This window comes from Roseibium sp. TrichSKD4, assembly GCF_000148725.1.
In the GTDB taxonomy this organism is placed as follows: Bacteria; Pseudomonadota; Alphaproteobacteria; order Rhizobiales; family Stappiaceae; genus Roseibium.
This window is the reverse complement of the sequence record NZ_GL476322.1, coordinates 48,910-62,824: the sequence shown is the minus strand read 5'-3', so window position 1 is coordinate 62,824 and position 13,915 is coordinate 48,910. Positions and strand designations below refer to the sequence as shown.

At 53.8% G+C, this 13,915-nt stretch carries 15 protein-coding genes; 8 read left to right on the top strand and 7 right to left on the bottom strand.

Translation table 11 applies throughout. From position 1 onward, the window contains the following. The first annotated feature begins 60 nt into the window (after positions 1-60). Positions 61-1,263 carry an ABC transporter substrate-binding protein gene (locus tag TRICHSKD4_RS27540; protein ID WP_009469775.1) on the top strand — a complete coding sequence of 401 codons (1,203 nt, stop codon included), beginning with the start codon at positions 61-63 and terminating at the stop codon, positions 1,261-1,263. A gap of 65 nt (positions 1,264-1,328) precedes the next feature. Here TRICHSKD4_RS27540 and TRICHSKD4_RS27535 read toward each other — a convergent pair whose 3' ends face one another. Further along, entirely contained in the window at positions 1,329-1,613 is a 285-nt protein-coding gene (locus tag TRICHSKD4_RS27535; protein WP_040617697.1) for a hypothetical protein, read from the bottom strand. Between the two features lie 88 nt (positions 1,614-1,701). Here TRICHSKD4_RS27535 and TRICHSKD4_RS31440 point away from each other — a divergent pair, with 88 nt between their 5' ends. Both TRICHSKD4_RS31440 and TRICHSKD4_RS27530 read left to right on the top strand, forming a co-directional pair. Next, positions 1,702-1,908 (top strand): hypothetical protein, encoded by a 207-nt coding sequence (locus TRICHSKD4_RS31440; RefSeq protein WP_208993219.1) that lies wholly within the window; start codon positions 1,702-1,704, stop codon positions 1,906-1,908. Positions 1,909-1,910: 2 nt separating this feature from the next. Further along, a complete protein-coding gene (locus tag TRICHSKD4_RS27530; RefSeq protein WP_009469772.1) occupies positions 1,911-3,212 on the top strand; it encodes an adenylate/guanylate cyclase domain-containing protein in 1,302 nt (433 codons plus the stop codon). Positions 3,213-3,262: 50 nt separating this feature from the next. On the opposite strand, the gene hemP is transcribed toward TRICHSKD4_RS27530, so the two are convergent. Continuing rightward, positions 3,263-3,475: a hemin uptake protein HemP gene (gene hemP / locus TRICHSKD4_RS27525; protein ID WP_009469771.1), complete on the bottom strand. Its 213-nt coding sequence runs from the start codon at positions 3,473-3,475 to the stop codon at positions 3,263-3,265. Positions 3,476-4,030: 555 nt separating this feature from the next. Between hemP and TRICHSKD4_RS27520 the strand changes: the two genes are divergently transcribed. Beyond that, positions 4,031-5,377 (top strand): calcium-binding protein, encoded by a 1,347-nt coding sequence (locus TRICHSKD4_RS27520; protein WP_040617696.1) that lies wholly within the window; start codon positions 4,031-4,033, stop codon positions 5,375-5,377. Further along, positions 5,377-5,862 (top strand): toxin-activating lysine-acyltransferase, encoded by a 486-nt coding sequence (locus tag TRICHSKD4_RS27515; RefSeq protein WP_040617695.1) that lies wholly within the window; start codon positions 5,377-5,379, stop codon positions 5,860-5,862. The genes TRICHSKD4_RS27520 and TRICHSKD4_RS27515 overlap by 1 nt, the downstream gene beginning before the upstream one ends. A 14-nt stretch (positions 5,863-5,876) precedes the next feature. Here TRICHSKD4_RS27515 and TRICHSKD4_RS27510 read toward each other — a convergent pair whose 3' ends face one another. The 5 genes from TRICHSKD4_RS27510 to betI all read right to left on the bottom strand — a co-directional run bounded on the left by TRICHSKD4_RS27510 (position 5,877) and on the right by betI (position 11,403). Continuing rightward, positions 5,877-6,338: an Rrf2 family transcriptional regulator gene (locus TRICHSKD4_RS27510; protein WP_009469767.1), complete on the bottom strand. Its 462-nt coding sequence runs from the start codon at positions 6,336-6,338 to the stop codon at positions 5,877-5,879. 86 nt (positions 6,339-6,424) lie between these two features. Next, entirely contained in the window at positions 6,425-7,603 is a 1,179-nt protein-coding gene (locus tag TRICHSKD4_RS27505; RefSeq protein ID WP_009469766.1) for an NAD(P)/FAD-dependent oxidoreductase, read from the bottom strand. A gap of 23 nt (positions 7,604-7,626) precedes the next feature. Beyond that, on the bottom strand, positions 7,627-9,090 hold the full coding sequence (betB, locus tag TRICHSKD4_RS27500) for a betaine-aldehyde dehydrogenase (protein ID WP_009469764.1): 1,464 nt from the start codon (positions 9,088-9,090) through the stop codon (positions 7,627-7,629). Positions 9,091-9,121: 31 nt separating this feature from the next. Further along, positions 9,122-10,780: a choline dehydrogenase gene (gene betA, locus TRICHSKD4_RS27495; RefSeq protein WP_009469763.1), complete on the bottom strand. Its 1,659-nt coding sequence runs from the start codon at positions 10,778-10,780 to the stop codon at positions 9,122-9,124. Continuing rightward, positions 10,777-11,403: a transcriptional regulator BetI gene (gene betI, locus TRICHSKD4_RS27490; RefSeq protein ID WP_009469762.1), complete on the bottom strand. Its 627-nt coding sequence runs from the start codon at positions 11,401-11,403 to the stop codon at positions 10,777-10,779. Before betI ends, betA begins: the two co-directional genes overlap by 4 nt. Before the next feature lie 206 nt (positions 11,404-11,609). Between betI and TRICHSKD4_RS27485 the strand changes: the two genes are divergently transcribed. The 3 genes from TRICHSKD4_RS27485 to TRICHSKD4_RS27475 form a co-directional block, all read left to right on the top strand. Continuing rightward, positions 11,610-12,554 carry a choline ABC transporter substrate-binding protein gene (locus TRICHSKD4_RS27485; protein ID WP_009469761.1) on the top strand — a complete coding sequence of 315 codons (945 nt, stop codon included), beginning with the start codon at positions 11,610-11,612 and terminating at the stop codon, positions 12,552-12,554. A gap of 77 nt (positions 12,555-12,631) precedes the next feature. Continuing rightward, positions 12,632-13,480, top strand: a complete 849-nt coding sequence (gene choW / locus TRICHSKD4_RS27480) for a choline ABC transporter permease subunit (RefSeq protein ID WP_009469760.1) — start codon at positions 12,632-12,634, stop codon at positions 13,478-13,480. Then, the coding region (locus TRICHSKD4_RS27475; protein WP_040617694.1) for an ATP-binding cassette domain-containing protein at positions 13,477-13,915 on the top strand (439 nt) is incomplete at its 3' end. The genes choW and TRICHSKD4_RS27475, both read left to right, overlap by 4 nt.

Below are 13,915 nucleotides of genomic sequence, written 5' to 3'. Positions count from 1 at the left end.
AAAGGACTGGCTAAGCAAATACCTGCGGCATCGCAGGGAAAATAGAGTGGAGGTAATTTGATGAAAACCAAGTTTTTGGCATTGGCTGCGGGTCTTTTGACTGCAACAGCACTCGCCAGCGCTCCGGCAAAAGCTGACGTCAAAATCGGCCTGATCGGCGGCGTATCCGGCCCGATCGCGGCCATGGCACCTGCCATGATCGATTCGGCTCAGCTCGCCATTTCTCAAGTCAACGAGCAAGGCGGCCTGATGGGCGGCGAAAAGCTGGAAGGCGTTGTGGGCGACAGTGCCTGTAACCCGCAAGGTGGCACCGATGCTGCAACCAAGGCGGTCAACATCGAGGGCGTTTCCGCCGTCGTTGGTCCGCATTGCTCTGGCGCTGTTCTGGCAGCATCTGCATCAGTCACTGTTCCGGCCGGCATCACTCTGGTCACCCCGTCTGGCACCTCCCCGGAAATCACCGGCATTGCAGACAACGACACCGTTTTCCGCACAGTGCCGTCTGACGACTATCAGGGCCGTGCTCTGGCTCGGACGCTGATTGAGCAAGGCTATGGCAAAGTCGCTGTTGCTTACATCAACAATGACTACGGCACCGGACTTGCCAACGCATTCAAGGCTGAGTTCGAAGACAAGGGCGGCGAAATCGCAGGTTTCGCAGCTCATGAAGACGGCAAGGCCTCATACCGTTCGAACCTGGCGGATTTGGCCTCTGGTGGTGCTGACACGCTCGTGATCTTTGACTACGGCGATGGCACAGGTCTCACCGTGCTCCGTCAGGCTCTGGAAAACGGCTTCTTTGAGAAGTTTGTCGGCGGCGACGGCATGAAGTCCGATGCGCCAATCAAGGAGCTCGGTGCTGAGAACCTGACAACCTTCGTGGCATCTTCTCCGGTTGGTGAAAAATCTGACTCGCTGGATATGTTCAACGAAGCATTCAAGGCTGTTGGCGGGGACCCGGATGCGATCTTCGCAACCACATCCTATGACGCAGCTTTCATGCTGGCGCTTGCTCTTGAAAAAGCAGGCGGCGACAAGGCTGCAGTTCCAACTGCCCTGCGCGCCATTTCCAACGGTGAAGGTGAGCCAATCCGTCCGGGTGAATGGAAGAAGGCCAAGGAGCTGATCGCTGCTGGCACTGCCATTGACTACAAGGGCGCTGCTGGCGACCATAACTTCGATGAAAACGGCGACGTTCCGGGCACCTACGCCCTGTTCAAGGTCGGCGGCGAAGGCTTTGAAGTCATCACCGAAATGAAATAATCAAGCTGAATTGGTTTGATTTGGATGCGGCGTCCTTCAGGGCGCCGTATTTTTTTTGGGTGGTCTTAGTGGATCGTGTGATTTTCAAACACATGGAAGGTTGGCAGGTCGAAGGTGTGGAAGTGGCACATTCCCTTTTTCTGCACGGTTTCTGAAAAAGCGCTGAAGGCCGCATCTTCGCTTGGAAACGTCTCATCCCAAAGAAACGATTTTCCCGCCGTGTTGATGACTTCAAGCGTCCAGTCTTCATCCTTGGTTCCACGGCTAATGACCAATTCGACGCAATAACCTTCGTCTTCCATAAGGCCGCAATATTTTGAAAAGATCTGGCTTGAGGCATCCCTGCTCATAATAATTGGCCCTTGGAATGAATAAAGATGGCCAGACCCTACCGGGGAGATAGTCGCTTTGTTAGCTGTCAACCCAACGGATGCGAAAATGGCGATTGTTGGTTCAACAGGGGTGAATCAATGTATGATTGTAAGTTCAGTTTATGCGCGTTTAAAAGCCGGGCATTTCAAGGTCGTGCTACTCAAAAGAACACCTTCGCTTAAACCCGTCTTGAGTTTTCTTTATCGCTGGCTTGCAATGTCATCGTGCATCCCCACTTTTGGGTCTCTTTCCATCCTTGGCTCAGGCGAATAACGATGCATCAAAAAAGCATAGACCCATCCCCTCGCAGCTATGCGCAATTTGTTTATTTGATGGATCGTACGAAGAGAGGGGCTGAATGCGCCCCAAAAACCCAGACACTTTCAGACATTACTGAATGGCTGCTGTTTGAGGCGGTCAAAATCGACAACCTGATGTTCATGTATGAAGAGTTTTTGTGGCGCTGCCGGGCTGCTGGCATTCCTGTCGATCGATCATCGCTGCATGTCGGAACACTTCATCCACGCATCATAGGGTTTTCGTGGGTCTGGAATTCGACAGACGAGATTTGCGATGAAGTAACAGCCGACGCACGGGCGATGGAAATTCCAGCCTTCACGAAGAACCCGCTCGCGCGGGTGATGGGTGGCGGCCCTATGATGCAACTAGATTTGCGGCGCGAGGAAGATAGAAACGCCTTTCCACTCATGCTGGAACTGGCAGACGAAGGGTATACCGAATACGCTATCATGCCGCTTTACACAGCGACTGAGCGCAAGAATGCCATCACTTTCGCTTCAAAACACCCTGATGGCTTTCCAGACGCTATCCGTGAAGACACCAAAACAATCATGGACATTTTTGCGCTGCATGTTGAGCGGCATATTCTGCAGAGAATTGCGCGGAATGTGGTGGATACATACCTTGGACCAATAGCCGGTGAACGTGTCCTGAATGGAGAGATAAAACGCGGTGATGGCGAGGCCATTGACGCTGTGGTCTGGATGTCGGATCTCCGCGGCTTCACAACCTTGTCCGATAAACTTGAAGGCCCAGAGGTTTCCACTGTCCTGAACACTTACTTTGAAGTTGTGTCAAAGGCCGTTCTGGAGCATGGCGGGGATATCCTGAAATTCATCGGGGATGGTGTTCTGGCCGTCTTTCCAAAAGGAGGAGACGCAGAAGCCAATGCCGCAGAGCGTGCGTTGTTGGCGGCACAAGATGCGCTTCAGGAGCTGGATACCGTTAATGAAAAGCCGCCTGAAGAACTGAAGCAGATCACAGGTTGGCATCCGCTGAAAGTCGGCGTGGCCTTGCATGAGGGCGAGGTTTTCTTTGGCAACATTGGCGGTGCATCTCGGCTCGATTTCACCGTGATTGGTCGTGCTGTCAATGAAACAAGCCGGGTAGAAGCCCTGTGCAAGGAGCTGAAACGCCCCTTGCTGCTGACGGAACCAGTTTACGAAAATCTGACCGCGTCCACGAAGGCGAAATTGGACTTGATGGGTGAGTTCCACTTGCGTGGGGTCTCACGGGAAATTCCGGTCTACGCTTGCGCCTCTACCCGGCAAGGGTGAGGGCAGGCGAGGATGTCGGTACAGCCTCAGAGGCAGGCCGCACCGAGCGTTCACTTTGTTAAGATCAGCTTGCCCAGTTTCGTGATGCTCAAACGATACGTTTCGTCGTTGTGATTGATATGGAGTTCGCGCTGGCCCTTGAAGAGGGATTTTGTTTCCAGCTGGACCGGTTGTGAGGCCGGACGACGAAGTTTCGTGCTATTGGCTGAAACACCAAGTGCGGAGGATAGGGAGAGCCGGTCCTGGCGGATATTTGAGCGCATGTTCACACACCGTGCGTTGGGAAAACTGGAATGTCTCTAAAGTTGAGTTTTTTGCTCAACAATACTTGACACTGATACTCAAGTTTTTGTATCAAAGCAATGCCTGATCAACGGGGCACCGGAAATCGCGTCCTCTGGTCCCCTGTTACAAGGTACGCTTGGGTCAAAAGCGAAAATTGCCGTGCAAGCCAACCGCCCTCTCCTCTCCCTCAGCGGTCAGCCAGCCAGGCAATCAGATTTGGCCAAGTCTTTGAAATACCGTGCCAACGGTCCATTTTTAAAGATGTTTCAATCAGAAAGGCTCGCTGAAAGGCGAGCCTTTTTTCTTGTCGGTCATAGAGTTGTGGCTCCGCACTACGTAGCGGGTGGGGTAGCGCGCGCGAATATCACTTTCTCCAAAAAGACGGCAGTTTGCGTTTAAGTGAAAGAGGATGCGAAATGTCCAACACGTTCGGATATTCAAACCGGTTTGCGGATTTTTGTGGGACAGGCCACGGCCAGTATGTCGGCAACAGAGCTGCCACCCAGTAGTCGTTCAACCAAGCCTTGGGGCAGATGCAGAGCCGCGAGCAGAGAACGTTTAACGCTCCGGCTAACAACGCTTTTGCCGGGTTGGGAGGACCGTCTGTTCATCTCGCTCAAAACGCACAGATGGCTGGGCAAAGCAGTCTGGTTTCAGCACTCGCCGGAACGTTGTTGACTGCTGGATCGAATGTCTTTCAAGCCGCGGAAACTCTGCCCTCGCAACTCATGAATATAGCCAAAGGCGGCATGTTCACAATTGACCCTATGACCACTCTCAGCAGTTGGGTCAACTTCGCTACGAACCGCGGCGCAGGGCAAGTTGCAACACCGGCCATTGGTGCTTTCATAGGCTCAAATGGCAACGACGTCATATCTGCGTCTTCGCTGTTAAGCGTTGCATTTGGTGGAGGAGGCAATGACACAATTGAGGGAAGCTTTGGCGCGCTGATTGCGCATGGCGGGGCCGGTAATGATCGTGTTACCGGAGCGAACGGTGTCGGCAACATTCTATTTGGTGGTGACGGCAACGATACCGTTTGGGGCGGCGGGGCTAGCCTGTTCAACCTTGTCTTTGGAGGGAATGGCAACGACCTAGTCGGCGGTGGTACATCCCTTATTGGTGTCGCTGACGGGGGTGACGGCGATGATCGCGTCCTTGGGGGGATCGGTCTTCTGGCATCGGTTTCTAACGGCGGAAAAGGCAACGATACGGTCATCGGCGGGAACAGCTTGATTGTCAGCGCCGCGATCGGCGGCGACGGGCACGACTATGTAAAGGGTGGTTTTGGACTGTTTCATTCCGGTGCACACGGGGGAAGCGGAAATGACACTGTGATCGGAGGAAGCTCACTCATTCATAGCGGTGCATATGGCGGAGAGGGAAGAGATCACGTCATTGGCGGTGATGGTTGGTTCACGACTGCCGATGGCGGAGCGGGGAACGATCATGTCACGTCCGGTCACGGTAAAAATAACACAGCGTTCGGTGGTGAAGGCATGGACATCGTTGAATCATCCGGGCGTGGCAAAAACGTTGCGCTTAACGGAGGGAAAGGCAACGACGTTTTGATTTCGCGTACCGGGAATGAAAAGTTGGATGGTGGTGAAGGTTTCGACACGCTTCAGGTATCCGGCTCTTCTCGCGAATATGCCCTCAAGACCAATGACAAAGGTGAAGCTGTCCTTGTGCGCATGAAGGTGGCGGACAATGGTCAGATCGAATGCGACAAAAACGGTCAGCCGATCATTGTGCAGGAAATCGAATTAAACGGCATCGAAGCAGTCAGATTTGAAGGTAATATGACTGGCAACGGGGGTGGGGCATCATTCCTGAGTGCGGCGATGATGATGTCTGCTTTGAGCCGAGGTGTAAGCTGATGACCGCTGTGCAAAAGATTGATCCGGCCCTGGGTGCCACCACAACCGAAGTGAATTCGGCCATCTACGAGACAGTTGGCCAGATTGTTTCGCTTCTTTCCCATTCGCCCATGCATCGCCACTTTCCTGTATCGGATGTAACCGATCTGATCCTTCCTCCGGTCTTGAAGGGGCAGTATCGCCTCTACAAAAACGAATTTGGGGCAGCCATTGCACTTGTATACTGGGGCTATTTCTCGGATCAGGCACGAGACAAGTTTTTGGGCTGCAAGGACATTCTTTCGATTGATGAATGGACGTCCGGCTCAACGGTTTTTGTCACAGACTTCATCGCACCGTTTGGGCAGGCCAAATCGATTGTCAAAGACCTGAAAACAAACGTGTTTCCAAATGACGTTGTATATGCGCTGAGATACGAAGGTGTAGGGAAACCGAGAACTTCGGTTTCCAAATTTTACGGCATCAATGCTAAGAACAGCGCTTGAGTGGCCTTTGGGCCTTAAGCGTTTGCTACAACGGCTGCCGGCGGATCGATCTTCAGCAGTTCGCGCATTCCGAATCGGTCTTCAGAAAGGTCCGCGATGGACTTTGTGTCCAGCACCTCCATGAAGGCTTCAAGTGCTTCATGCAAAAGGCCGTTGAACCCGCAAGACATGATCAACGGGCAATCCTTGCGACCAGAATCAAAGCACTCGGCCAAAAGGAAGCTCTCTTCAGCAGCACGCACCACCTCACCGACCGAAATTGTTTCTGCCGGTTTGGCGAGCATCACGCCGCCATTTCGGCCTCGGATGGTCTTGATCAAATTTGCATCGACCAAAACCTTCATGATCTTGAAGAGGTGTGTTTCGGACATGTCAAAGCTAGCGGCAATATCTGCCACTCGGCTTGGTTTGTCTGGATTGACCGCGCAATACATCAGTGCGCGGACCGCGTAGTTGGTTTGTTGTGTCAGGCGCATAAGCTAGATATGCGGCGGAACATCCGCCACGTCAACGATAATATGTGAATGTAGGACGCAGCTTTTCGTCACATTGTCCATAAATCTTAGGCAAACTGACCTGCGGCATGGCCGGAGGACCAGGCCCACTGGAAGTTAAATCCACCCAAATGCCCGGTCACATCAACCACTTCACCGATGAAGAAAAGACCAGGAACCTCGGTCGCTTCCATGGTCTTGGAAGAAAGCGCCTTGGTGTCGACACCGCCTAACGTGACTTCAGCGGTCCGATAGCCTTCCGTGCCCACAGGAGTGATCTGCCAGCGATTGACCCGTTCAGCAAGTTTGCGCAGCACCTTGTCAGACTGATCGGCCAATCTGCCGACGAATTTTCCCTCCATGCTGATTTCTTCCGCAAGCCGTTTTGGCAACAGGTGGGCGAGGGCTGTTTTTAGATCCTGCCGCGGGCTTTCCTTGCGAGCGCCTATTAAACGCTCGAAGATATCCTCAGACGGACAAAGATTGACGGCAACCGGTCTGCCCTCCTGCCAGAAAGAAGAGATCTGAAGAATGGATGGCCCGGAAAGCCCCCGGTGCGTGAAGAGCAAGCCTTCCTGAAATCGTGTCTTGGCAAAGGCAACAACCGCGTCAACGGAAACGCCTGCCAGTTTTTTGCAAAGTTCCCGATTCGCATCTGAGAAGGTGAGGGGAACGAGACCAGCCCGTGTCTCCAATATCGGCAGGCCGAACTTGCGCGCAATGTCATACCCAAATCCGGTTGCTCCGAGCTTCGGGATCGACAACCCACCGGTTGCCACCACCACAGACTGGGCGCTGTAACGTCCTTTTGAGGTTTCAATGGCAAAGCGGTCATCCGGTTTGGAAATATCCGAGATTTTGGTTTCCAAATGCAATGTGCCACTTGCAGCGTCCAGCTCGCGGAGCAACATCTGAATAATGTCATTCGCGCTGTCATCGCAGAAAAGTTGGCCGAGAGTTTTCTCGTGCCAGCTGATCCGATGCCTGTCGACAAGTGCGAGAAAATCCTGCTGCGTGTAACGCTTGAGCGCAGATACACAAAACCTTGGGTTCTGGGACAGGAAGTTGGCAGGCGAGCAATGCAAATTGGTGAAGTTGCACCGTCCACCACCGGAAATCCGGATTTTTTCCGCAGGCTTTTTCGCATGATCAAGGACAACGACCGAACGCCCCCGCTTGGCCGCTTCGATGCCGCACATGAGGCCAGCCGCACCGGCTCCGAGGATGAGAACGTCAACCTGTTTCACACAGTCTACCCGATTGTTCCCGCTCAGAACGGGGCTTCAACATCGGCCATCTCGACATAAATGCTTTTGATCTGGCTGTAATGCTCGATCGCCGCGTGACCGTTCTCCCGCCCTATACCGGATTTCTTGTATCCACCAAAGGGCATTTCAATCGGAGTCAGGTTATAGGTGTTGATCCAGCAAGTACCAGCTTGCAGCTGGTCGATCACGCGGTGGGCGCGCTGAATGTCTTTTGTAAAGACACCGGCAGCCAGACCAAAGTCCGTATCGTTTGCACGGGCGATGACCTCGTTTTCATCATCGAAGTCCAGAACACACATAACCGGCCCGAAGATTTCTTCGCGGGCAATCCGCATCGTGTCGGTCACGGCGGCAAAGACTGTTGGCTCGACGAACAATCCATCAGGCATGTCAGAAATTTGGGCAGCGTTGCCACCCACAACCAATCGCGCCCCTTCTTCCCGTCCAATGCCCATGTAGGAAAGCACCTTGTCGAGCTGCGGTTTGGAGACGAGCGGACCGATATTGGTGTCTTCATCCAGGGGATCGCCCAGCTTTGCCGTTGCAGTGCGCTCAGCAAGGCGCGCAAGAAACTTTTCCTTGATCGCGGAATGCACAAAGACCCGTGTGCCATTTGAGCAAATTTGGCCGGTCGAATAAAAGTTGGCGTTGATTGCGGCAGAAACCGCGTTTTCAACGTTCGCGTCTTCGAAAATGATCAGCGGTGATTTACCACCCAGTTCCAGTGTGACCTTTTTCAGATGTTCGCCGGAAAGCGCCGCCACCTTGGAGCCGGTGGGAACAGAACCCGTCAGAGAAACCTTGGCTATATCAGGATGGGCAATCAGCTTGGCACCAACATCCCCAAAGCCTTGCACCACGTTGAAAACCCCATCAGGCAATCCGGCTTCGGTAAGCGCTTCTGCCAATTTAAGGGCGGTCAGTGGTGTCACCTCGGAGGGCTTGAAGATCATTGCATTGCCGCAGGCAAGGGCAGGGGCTGCTTTCCAGCAAGCAATCTGGATGGGATAATTCCACGCGCCGACCCCGACACAAATGCCGAGCGGTTCGCGCTTTGTGTAAGCAAAGGACCCACCAAGATCGATATGCTCGCCGACAAGTGTTGGAGCCAAGCCTCCGAAATACTCCAGACAGTCTGCGCCTGAAGCCGCATCTGCAACCAGTGTTTCCTGCAAAGGCTTGCCTGTATCCAGCGTTTCCAGAACGGAAAGCTCACGGTTGTTGGCGCGAAGGATTTCCGCAGCCTTTCTCAACACACGGCCTCGCTCAACGGGAGGTGTTGCTGCCCAGACTTTCTGCCCCGCCTTGGCGGCTTCAATGGCCGTCTCCAAAAGCGCATCATCTGCGGTCGTCAGTTTCGCGATGACCTCACCGGTCGCCGGGAATGTGGACACCAGCTCCGAGCCGGTATCGCTTTCAAGGTAGCGTCCACCGACATAATGAGAAGCTTTAGGTTGGGCACGCATGTGGCGGTCTCCAGATTTGGGTCTCTAAGTGTTAGCGCTGGGTGGTTTGCCAGTTCGGATGGATCCAGGGTTCCGCGTTGGAAGCCGCAAGTGGGTCTTTGCCAAGGATGTGATCGGCAGCTTTCTCACCCACCATTATCGAAGGCCCGTTGAGGTTTCCATTGGTAATCTGAGGAAAAATGGAACTGTCGGCAACCCGAAGGCCGTCAACGCCAATAACCCGGCATTCTGGATCAACAACTGCCATCGGATCATCATGATTACCCATCCGGCATGTTCCGCATGGGTGATAGGCGCTTTCAGCGTGGTCACGGATGAAGGCGTCCAGCTCATCATCACTTTGCACCGCTGCCCCCGGCTGGATTTCTTTTCCCCGATAGGGCGCAAAGGCCTCTTGGCCGAAGATTTCGCGAGTGAGGCGAATGGCAGTGCGAAACTCCATCCAGTCATCTCCATGAGCCATGTAGTTGAAGAAGATAGAGGGTTTGGCGTGTGGGTCACTGGATGTCAGACGTACATGTCCGCGCGATTTGGAGCGCATCGGTCCCACGTGGGCTTGAAACCCGTGCCCCTCAGCGGCTGCCTTGCCGTCATAACGCACAGCAAAGGGCAGGAAGTGGTACTGAATATCAGGATATTTGATCCCCGCCCGAGAGCGGATGAACGCGCAGGCTTCAAAATGGTTCGAAGCGCCAAGTCCAGTCCCCGTAAACAGCCACTGGGCACCAATCAGGGCCTTTGAGAAGAGGTTCCAGTGTTTGTAAAGCGTAATGGGCTGTGTGCAGGTTTGCTGTATGTAGAGCTCCAGGTGGTCCTGTAGGTTTGAGCCTACACCGCTCCGGTCGGCAATGATGGAAACGCCGTGTTCTGCCAGATGTTCTGCGGGTCCGATGCCGGACTGCATGAGGATCTTTGGAGAGTTGATGGAAGAAGCGGCTAAAACCACTTCGCCACCGGCGAGAGCATGCTTGATTTCCCCGCCAACCTCATAGGCAACACCAACAGCTAGTTGTTCTTCAAACAGGATCTTGCGAACCATTGCCCCCTTGATCAATTCGACATTTGGGCGCTTGAGCGCTGGTTTCAGATAGGCATTGGCAGCAGACCAACGCTTACCCTTGTGAACGGTCATCTCCATATCGGCGAAGCCTTCCTGACGCTCGCCGTTATAGTCGTCTGTCACACCGTACCCAGCTTGTTCTCCGGCTTGCTGAAATGCACTGAATAGCGGATTCCATTTTGTGCCGCGGGTCACATGCAACGGGCCGTTTGTACCGCGCCAGCCGATCTGTCCACCGTGGCTCGTTTCCATGCGCTGATAATAGGGAAGCACGTGGCGATAACCCCAGCCCTTGGCCCCCATGTCTTCCCAGGTGTCAAAATCACAGGCATGTCCACGCACGTAGACCATGCCATTGATGGAAGAAGAGCCGCCAATGACCTTTCCGCGCGGAGTGGCAAGACGTCTTCCGCCAAGGTGCGGTTCCGGTTCACTTTCATAGCCCCAATCATAATGGGACATATTCATCGGATAGGAGAGGGCTGCTGGCATCTGAATGAAAGGGCCGGCATCGGTGCCGCCATATTCAAGCACCAAAACCCGGTTGCGCGGATCTTCTGACAACCGGTAGGCCAAGGCACAGCCAGCCGAGCCTGCGCCGATGATGATGAAGTCAAATTGGTCGCTCATTTGGATCTTTTGTCCTGTTCAAGAGCTGATGGGGGCGTGCTGGTTAGGTGTGAGATTTGGGCGTCGACATAGTCTTCGACCATGGCAACGGCATCGTCGCGGTTGACCTTTTTGCCGCGCAGAGCTTGACGGATCCAAACGCCGTCAATCATCGATGCAATGCCTTCTGCGACGCGGGAGGCATCATTCTGCTTCAGAAAGTGGCGTAAATTGTAAGTGAGGTTGGAGGTCAGACGTGCTGAATAAATCTGCAGCAAACGAGCGTTGCTCTGTGTGGTGCGTGATTGAACATAAAAAGCAAGCCACGCAGCAATAACAGCGGGCTGGAACTGCCCGCCACCAAAATTGCCTTTAATAATGGCTGAGATTCGTTCGCGCGGGGTCTCGGCAGCTGAAAGACGTTCTCGAATGCCGTCGCCCAGGTCTTTGAGAAGATGGCGCATGGTGGCCGCCAGCAGCTGGTCTTTTGAGCCGAAATAGTGATGGACCAGCCCGCCAGACACACCTGCGCGCCGCGCAATTTGCGCCATGGTGATGTCGCAATAGCCGCATTCGTGAATGGCATCCACTGTTGCTGAAATCAGTGAGCGCCGACGTTCTGCTTCCATACCAATCTTGGGCATTCATAAACCTCCGAAGACGTCATTCTTATTTTTAATTGAGTAACCAATCAATGAAAACTTGCAAAATTTCTTGGATGGTGTTTGTTTAAATAAAAATCAGGGGACACCAACAGGGCGACGAAAGGTCAGCTTCTTGTCGTGCTGTTGCCTCATAATGAACAGCTGTTAAACCTAGCGCGCTGTCACCCAAACGGAGGGACTATTCTATGACAACGATTACGAAAATTTTCGGAACGCTCGCCATTGGCGCGGCATTGACCACCGCAGCCTCTGCAGCAGAGCCCGAAAGCTGCAAAACCGTGCGTTTTTCTGATGTAGGCTGGACGGACATCACAGCGACGACTGCGGCAACAAGCACGGTGCTGGAAGCGCTGGGTTACACCACAGAAGTCAAAATCCTGTCTGTTCCGGTCACATACGCATCCCTGAAAAACAAAGACATTGACGTGTTCCTCGGCAACTGGATGCCGACCATGGAAGGCGACATCGCCGCCTACCGTGAAGACGGCTCTGTCGAGACCGTCCGCGCAAACCTGCAAGGTGCCAAATACACTCTGGCTGTGCCGAAATACACCTATGACAAGGGCCTTAAGAGCTTCGCCGATATCGCCAAATTCAAGGACGATCTGGATGGCAAGATCTACGGCATCGAGCCGGGCAATGACGGCAATCGCCTTATCATCGATATGATCGAAGCCAACACCTTTGGTCTTGACGGTTTTGAAGTGGTGGAATCGTCCGAACAAGGCATGCTGGCTCAGGTTGCCCGGTCCGAAAAACGTGAGAAGGATATTGTCTTCCTCGGCTGGGAACCGCATCCGATGAATGCGAATTTTGAGATGGCGTATCTTGATGGCGGTGACGACATCTTTGGCCCGAACTATGGTGGAGCCACCGTCTACACCAACGTGCGAGCTGGCTATACGAGTGAGTGCGCCAACGTTGGCAAACTGCTCGAGAACCTTGAATTCTCGCTTGCCATGGAAAATGAGATCATGGGCGCGATTCTGAATGACGGCGAAGAGCCGAATAAGGCTGCCAGCGCATGGCTGAAAAACAACCCGGCCGCGTTTGAAGCCTGGCTTACCGGTGTGACCACCGTTGATGGCGGCGACGCTGTAGCAGCGGTCAAAGGCAAGCTTGGTCTCTGACCAGCTGATCTTATGAACCGGGGAGCCTCGCTCTCCGGTTTTTCTCTTTCAGGTACAAGACGAAATCGGAGGCGCTCGTGGACTGGCTCACCGAGCACAAGCTGCCTATTGGGCAGTGGGCAAAGCACTTTGTTGATTGGTTGACGGACAACGCCTACTGGTTTTTCGATGCCATCGCCTATGGTCTGGAGCGCATGATCGATGCGATCCTCTGGATGCTGCAGACCCCGCATCCACTCGTGATCGTTGTTGCAACGACCGCGCTTGCATATGCCATTCATCGCCGGATTGGCTTCACCGTGTTCGTCGGCGCTGCGTTGCTGTTGATCATCAATCAGGGCTACTGGGAAGAAACCACGGAAACATTGGCGCTGGTGATCGGAGCGTCCGTGGTCTGTATGGCTGTCGGCGTTCCCATTGGTGTTGCAGCGGCCCATCGTCCGAAACTCTTTTCAGTGCTTCGCCCAATTCTCGACTTGATGCAAACCATTCCGACCTTTGTTTATCTAATCCCGGCTTTGATCCTGTTCGGCTTGGGCATGGTGCCCGGCCTGATCGCGACCGTTATTTTTGCTATTCCCGCACCAATCCGGTTGACGCAGCTGGGTGTGTCTTCGACACCCAAACAGTTGCTGGAAGCAGGCGAAGCCTTTGGCGCAACCAAGAGCCAGCTTCTCTGGAAAATTGAACTCCCTTACGCCTTGCCGCAGATTATGGCGGGACTCACACAGACCATCATGTTGTCGCTCTCCATGGTCGTGATTGCAGCTCTTGTTGGTGCAGATGGCCTTGGTGTTCCAACCTTACGTGCGCTGAACACAGTGAACATCGCCAAGGGCTTTGAAGTCGGTGTGGCGATCGTTCTGATTGCGATCGTTCTGGACCGGTTCTTCCGCAACGAAGCCATAGAAGGAGGCCGGAAATGAGTGATCCCATCGTCTCCTTCAAGAACGTCGACATTGTCTTTGGTGGCAGGCCTGAGACTGCCCTGCCTATGATCGACGCTGGCGAGAGCCGCGAAAATATTCTGCGTGAAACTGGCCAAACTCTGGGTGTTACCGGCGCAAATTTTGACATCACTGAAGGCGAAGTGGTCGTGTTGATGGGGCTTTCCGGTTCTGGAAAGTCCACTTTGCTGCGGGCCGTGAATGGTCTCAATCCCGTTATTCGCGGAAGCGTGGAAGTGCGCGACGGCGAGAATTGGGTGAACCCGGAAACATGTTCCCCGGAGGCCCTGCGGCACCTGCGTCGCCACCGCATTGGCATGGTGTTCCAGCAATTTGCGCTCCTTCCTTGGCGGACCGTTGCCGAAAATGTCGGCTTCGGGTTGGAGCTATCTGGAATGCCAAAGGCTGAACGCG

Excerpts from the sequence above, each read along its gene's own strand:
- TRICHSKD4_RS31440 (WP_208993219.1), top strand. The coding sequence starts at position 1,702 with ATGGCGATTGTTGGTTCAACAGGGGTGAATCAATGTATGATTGTAAGT.
- TRICHSKD4_RS27540 (WP_009469775.1), top strand. The coding sequence starts at position 61 with ATGAAAACCAAGTTTTTGGCATTGGCTGCGGGTCTTTTGACTGCAACA.
- hemP (WP_009469771.1), bottom strand. The coding sequence starts at position 3,475 with ATGCGCTCAAATATCCGCCAGGACCGGCTCTCCCTATCCTCCGCACTT.
- TRICHSKD4_RS27530 (WP_009469772.1), top strand. The coding sequence starts at position 1,911 with ATGCATCAAAAAAGCATAGACCCATCCCCTCGCAGCTATGCGCAATTT.
- TRICHSKD4_RS27515 (WP_040617695.1), top strand. The coding sequence starts at position 5,377 with ATGACCGCTGTGCAAAAGATTGATCCGGCCCTGGGTGCCACCACAACC.
- TRICHSKD4_RS27520 (WP_040617696.1), top strand. The coding sequence starts at position 4,031 with ATGCAGAGCCGCGAGCAGAGAACGTTTAACGCTCCGGCTAACAACGCT.
- TRICHSKD4_RS27510 (WP_009469767.1), bottom strand. The coding sequence starts at position 6,338 with ATGCGCCTGACACAACAAACCAACTACGCGGTCCGCGCACTGATGTAT.
- betB (WP_009469764.1), bottom strand. The coding sequence starts at position 9,090 with ATGCGTGCCCAACCTAAAGCTTCTCATTATGTCGGTGGACGCTACCTT.
- betA (WP_009469763.1), bottom strand. The coding sequence starts at position 10,780 with ATGAGCGACCAATTTGACTTCATCATCATCGGCGCAGGCTCGGCTGGC.
- betI (WP_009469762.1), bottom strand. The coding sequence starts at position 11,403 with ATGCCCAAGATTGGTATGGAAGCAGAACGTCGGCGCTCACTGATTTCA.
- TRICHSKD4_RS27535 (WP_040617697.1), bottom strand. The coding sequence starts at position 1,613 with ATGAGCAGGGATGCCTCAAGCCAGATCTTTTCAAAATATTGCGGCCTT.
- TRICHSKD4_RS27485 (WP_009469761.1), top strand. The coding sequence starts at position 11,610 with ATGACAACGATTACGAAAATTTTCGGAACGCTCGCCATTGGCGCGGCA.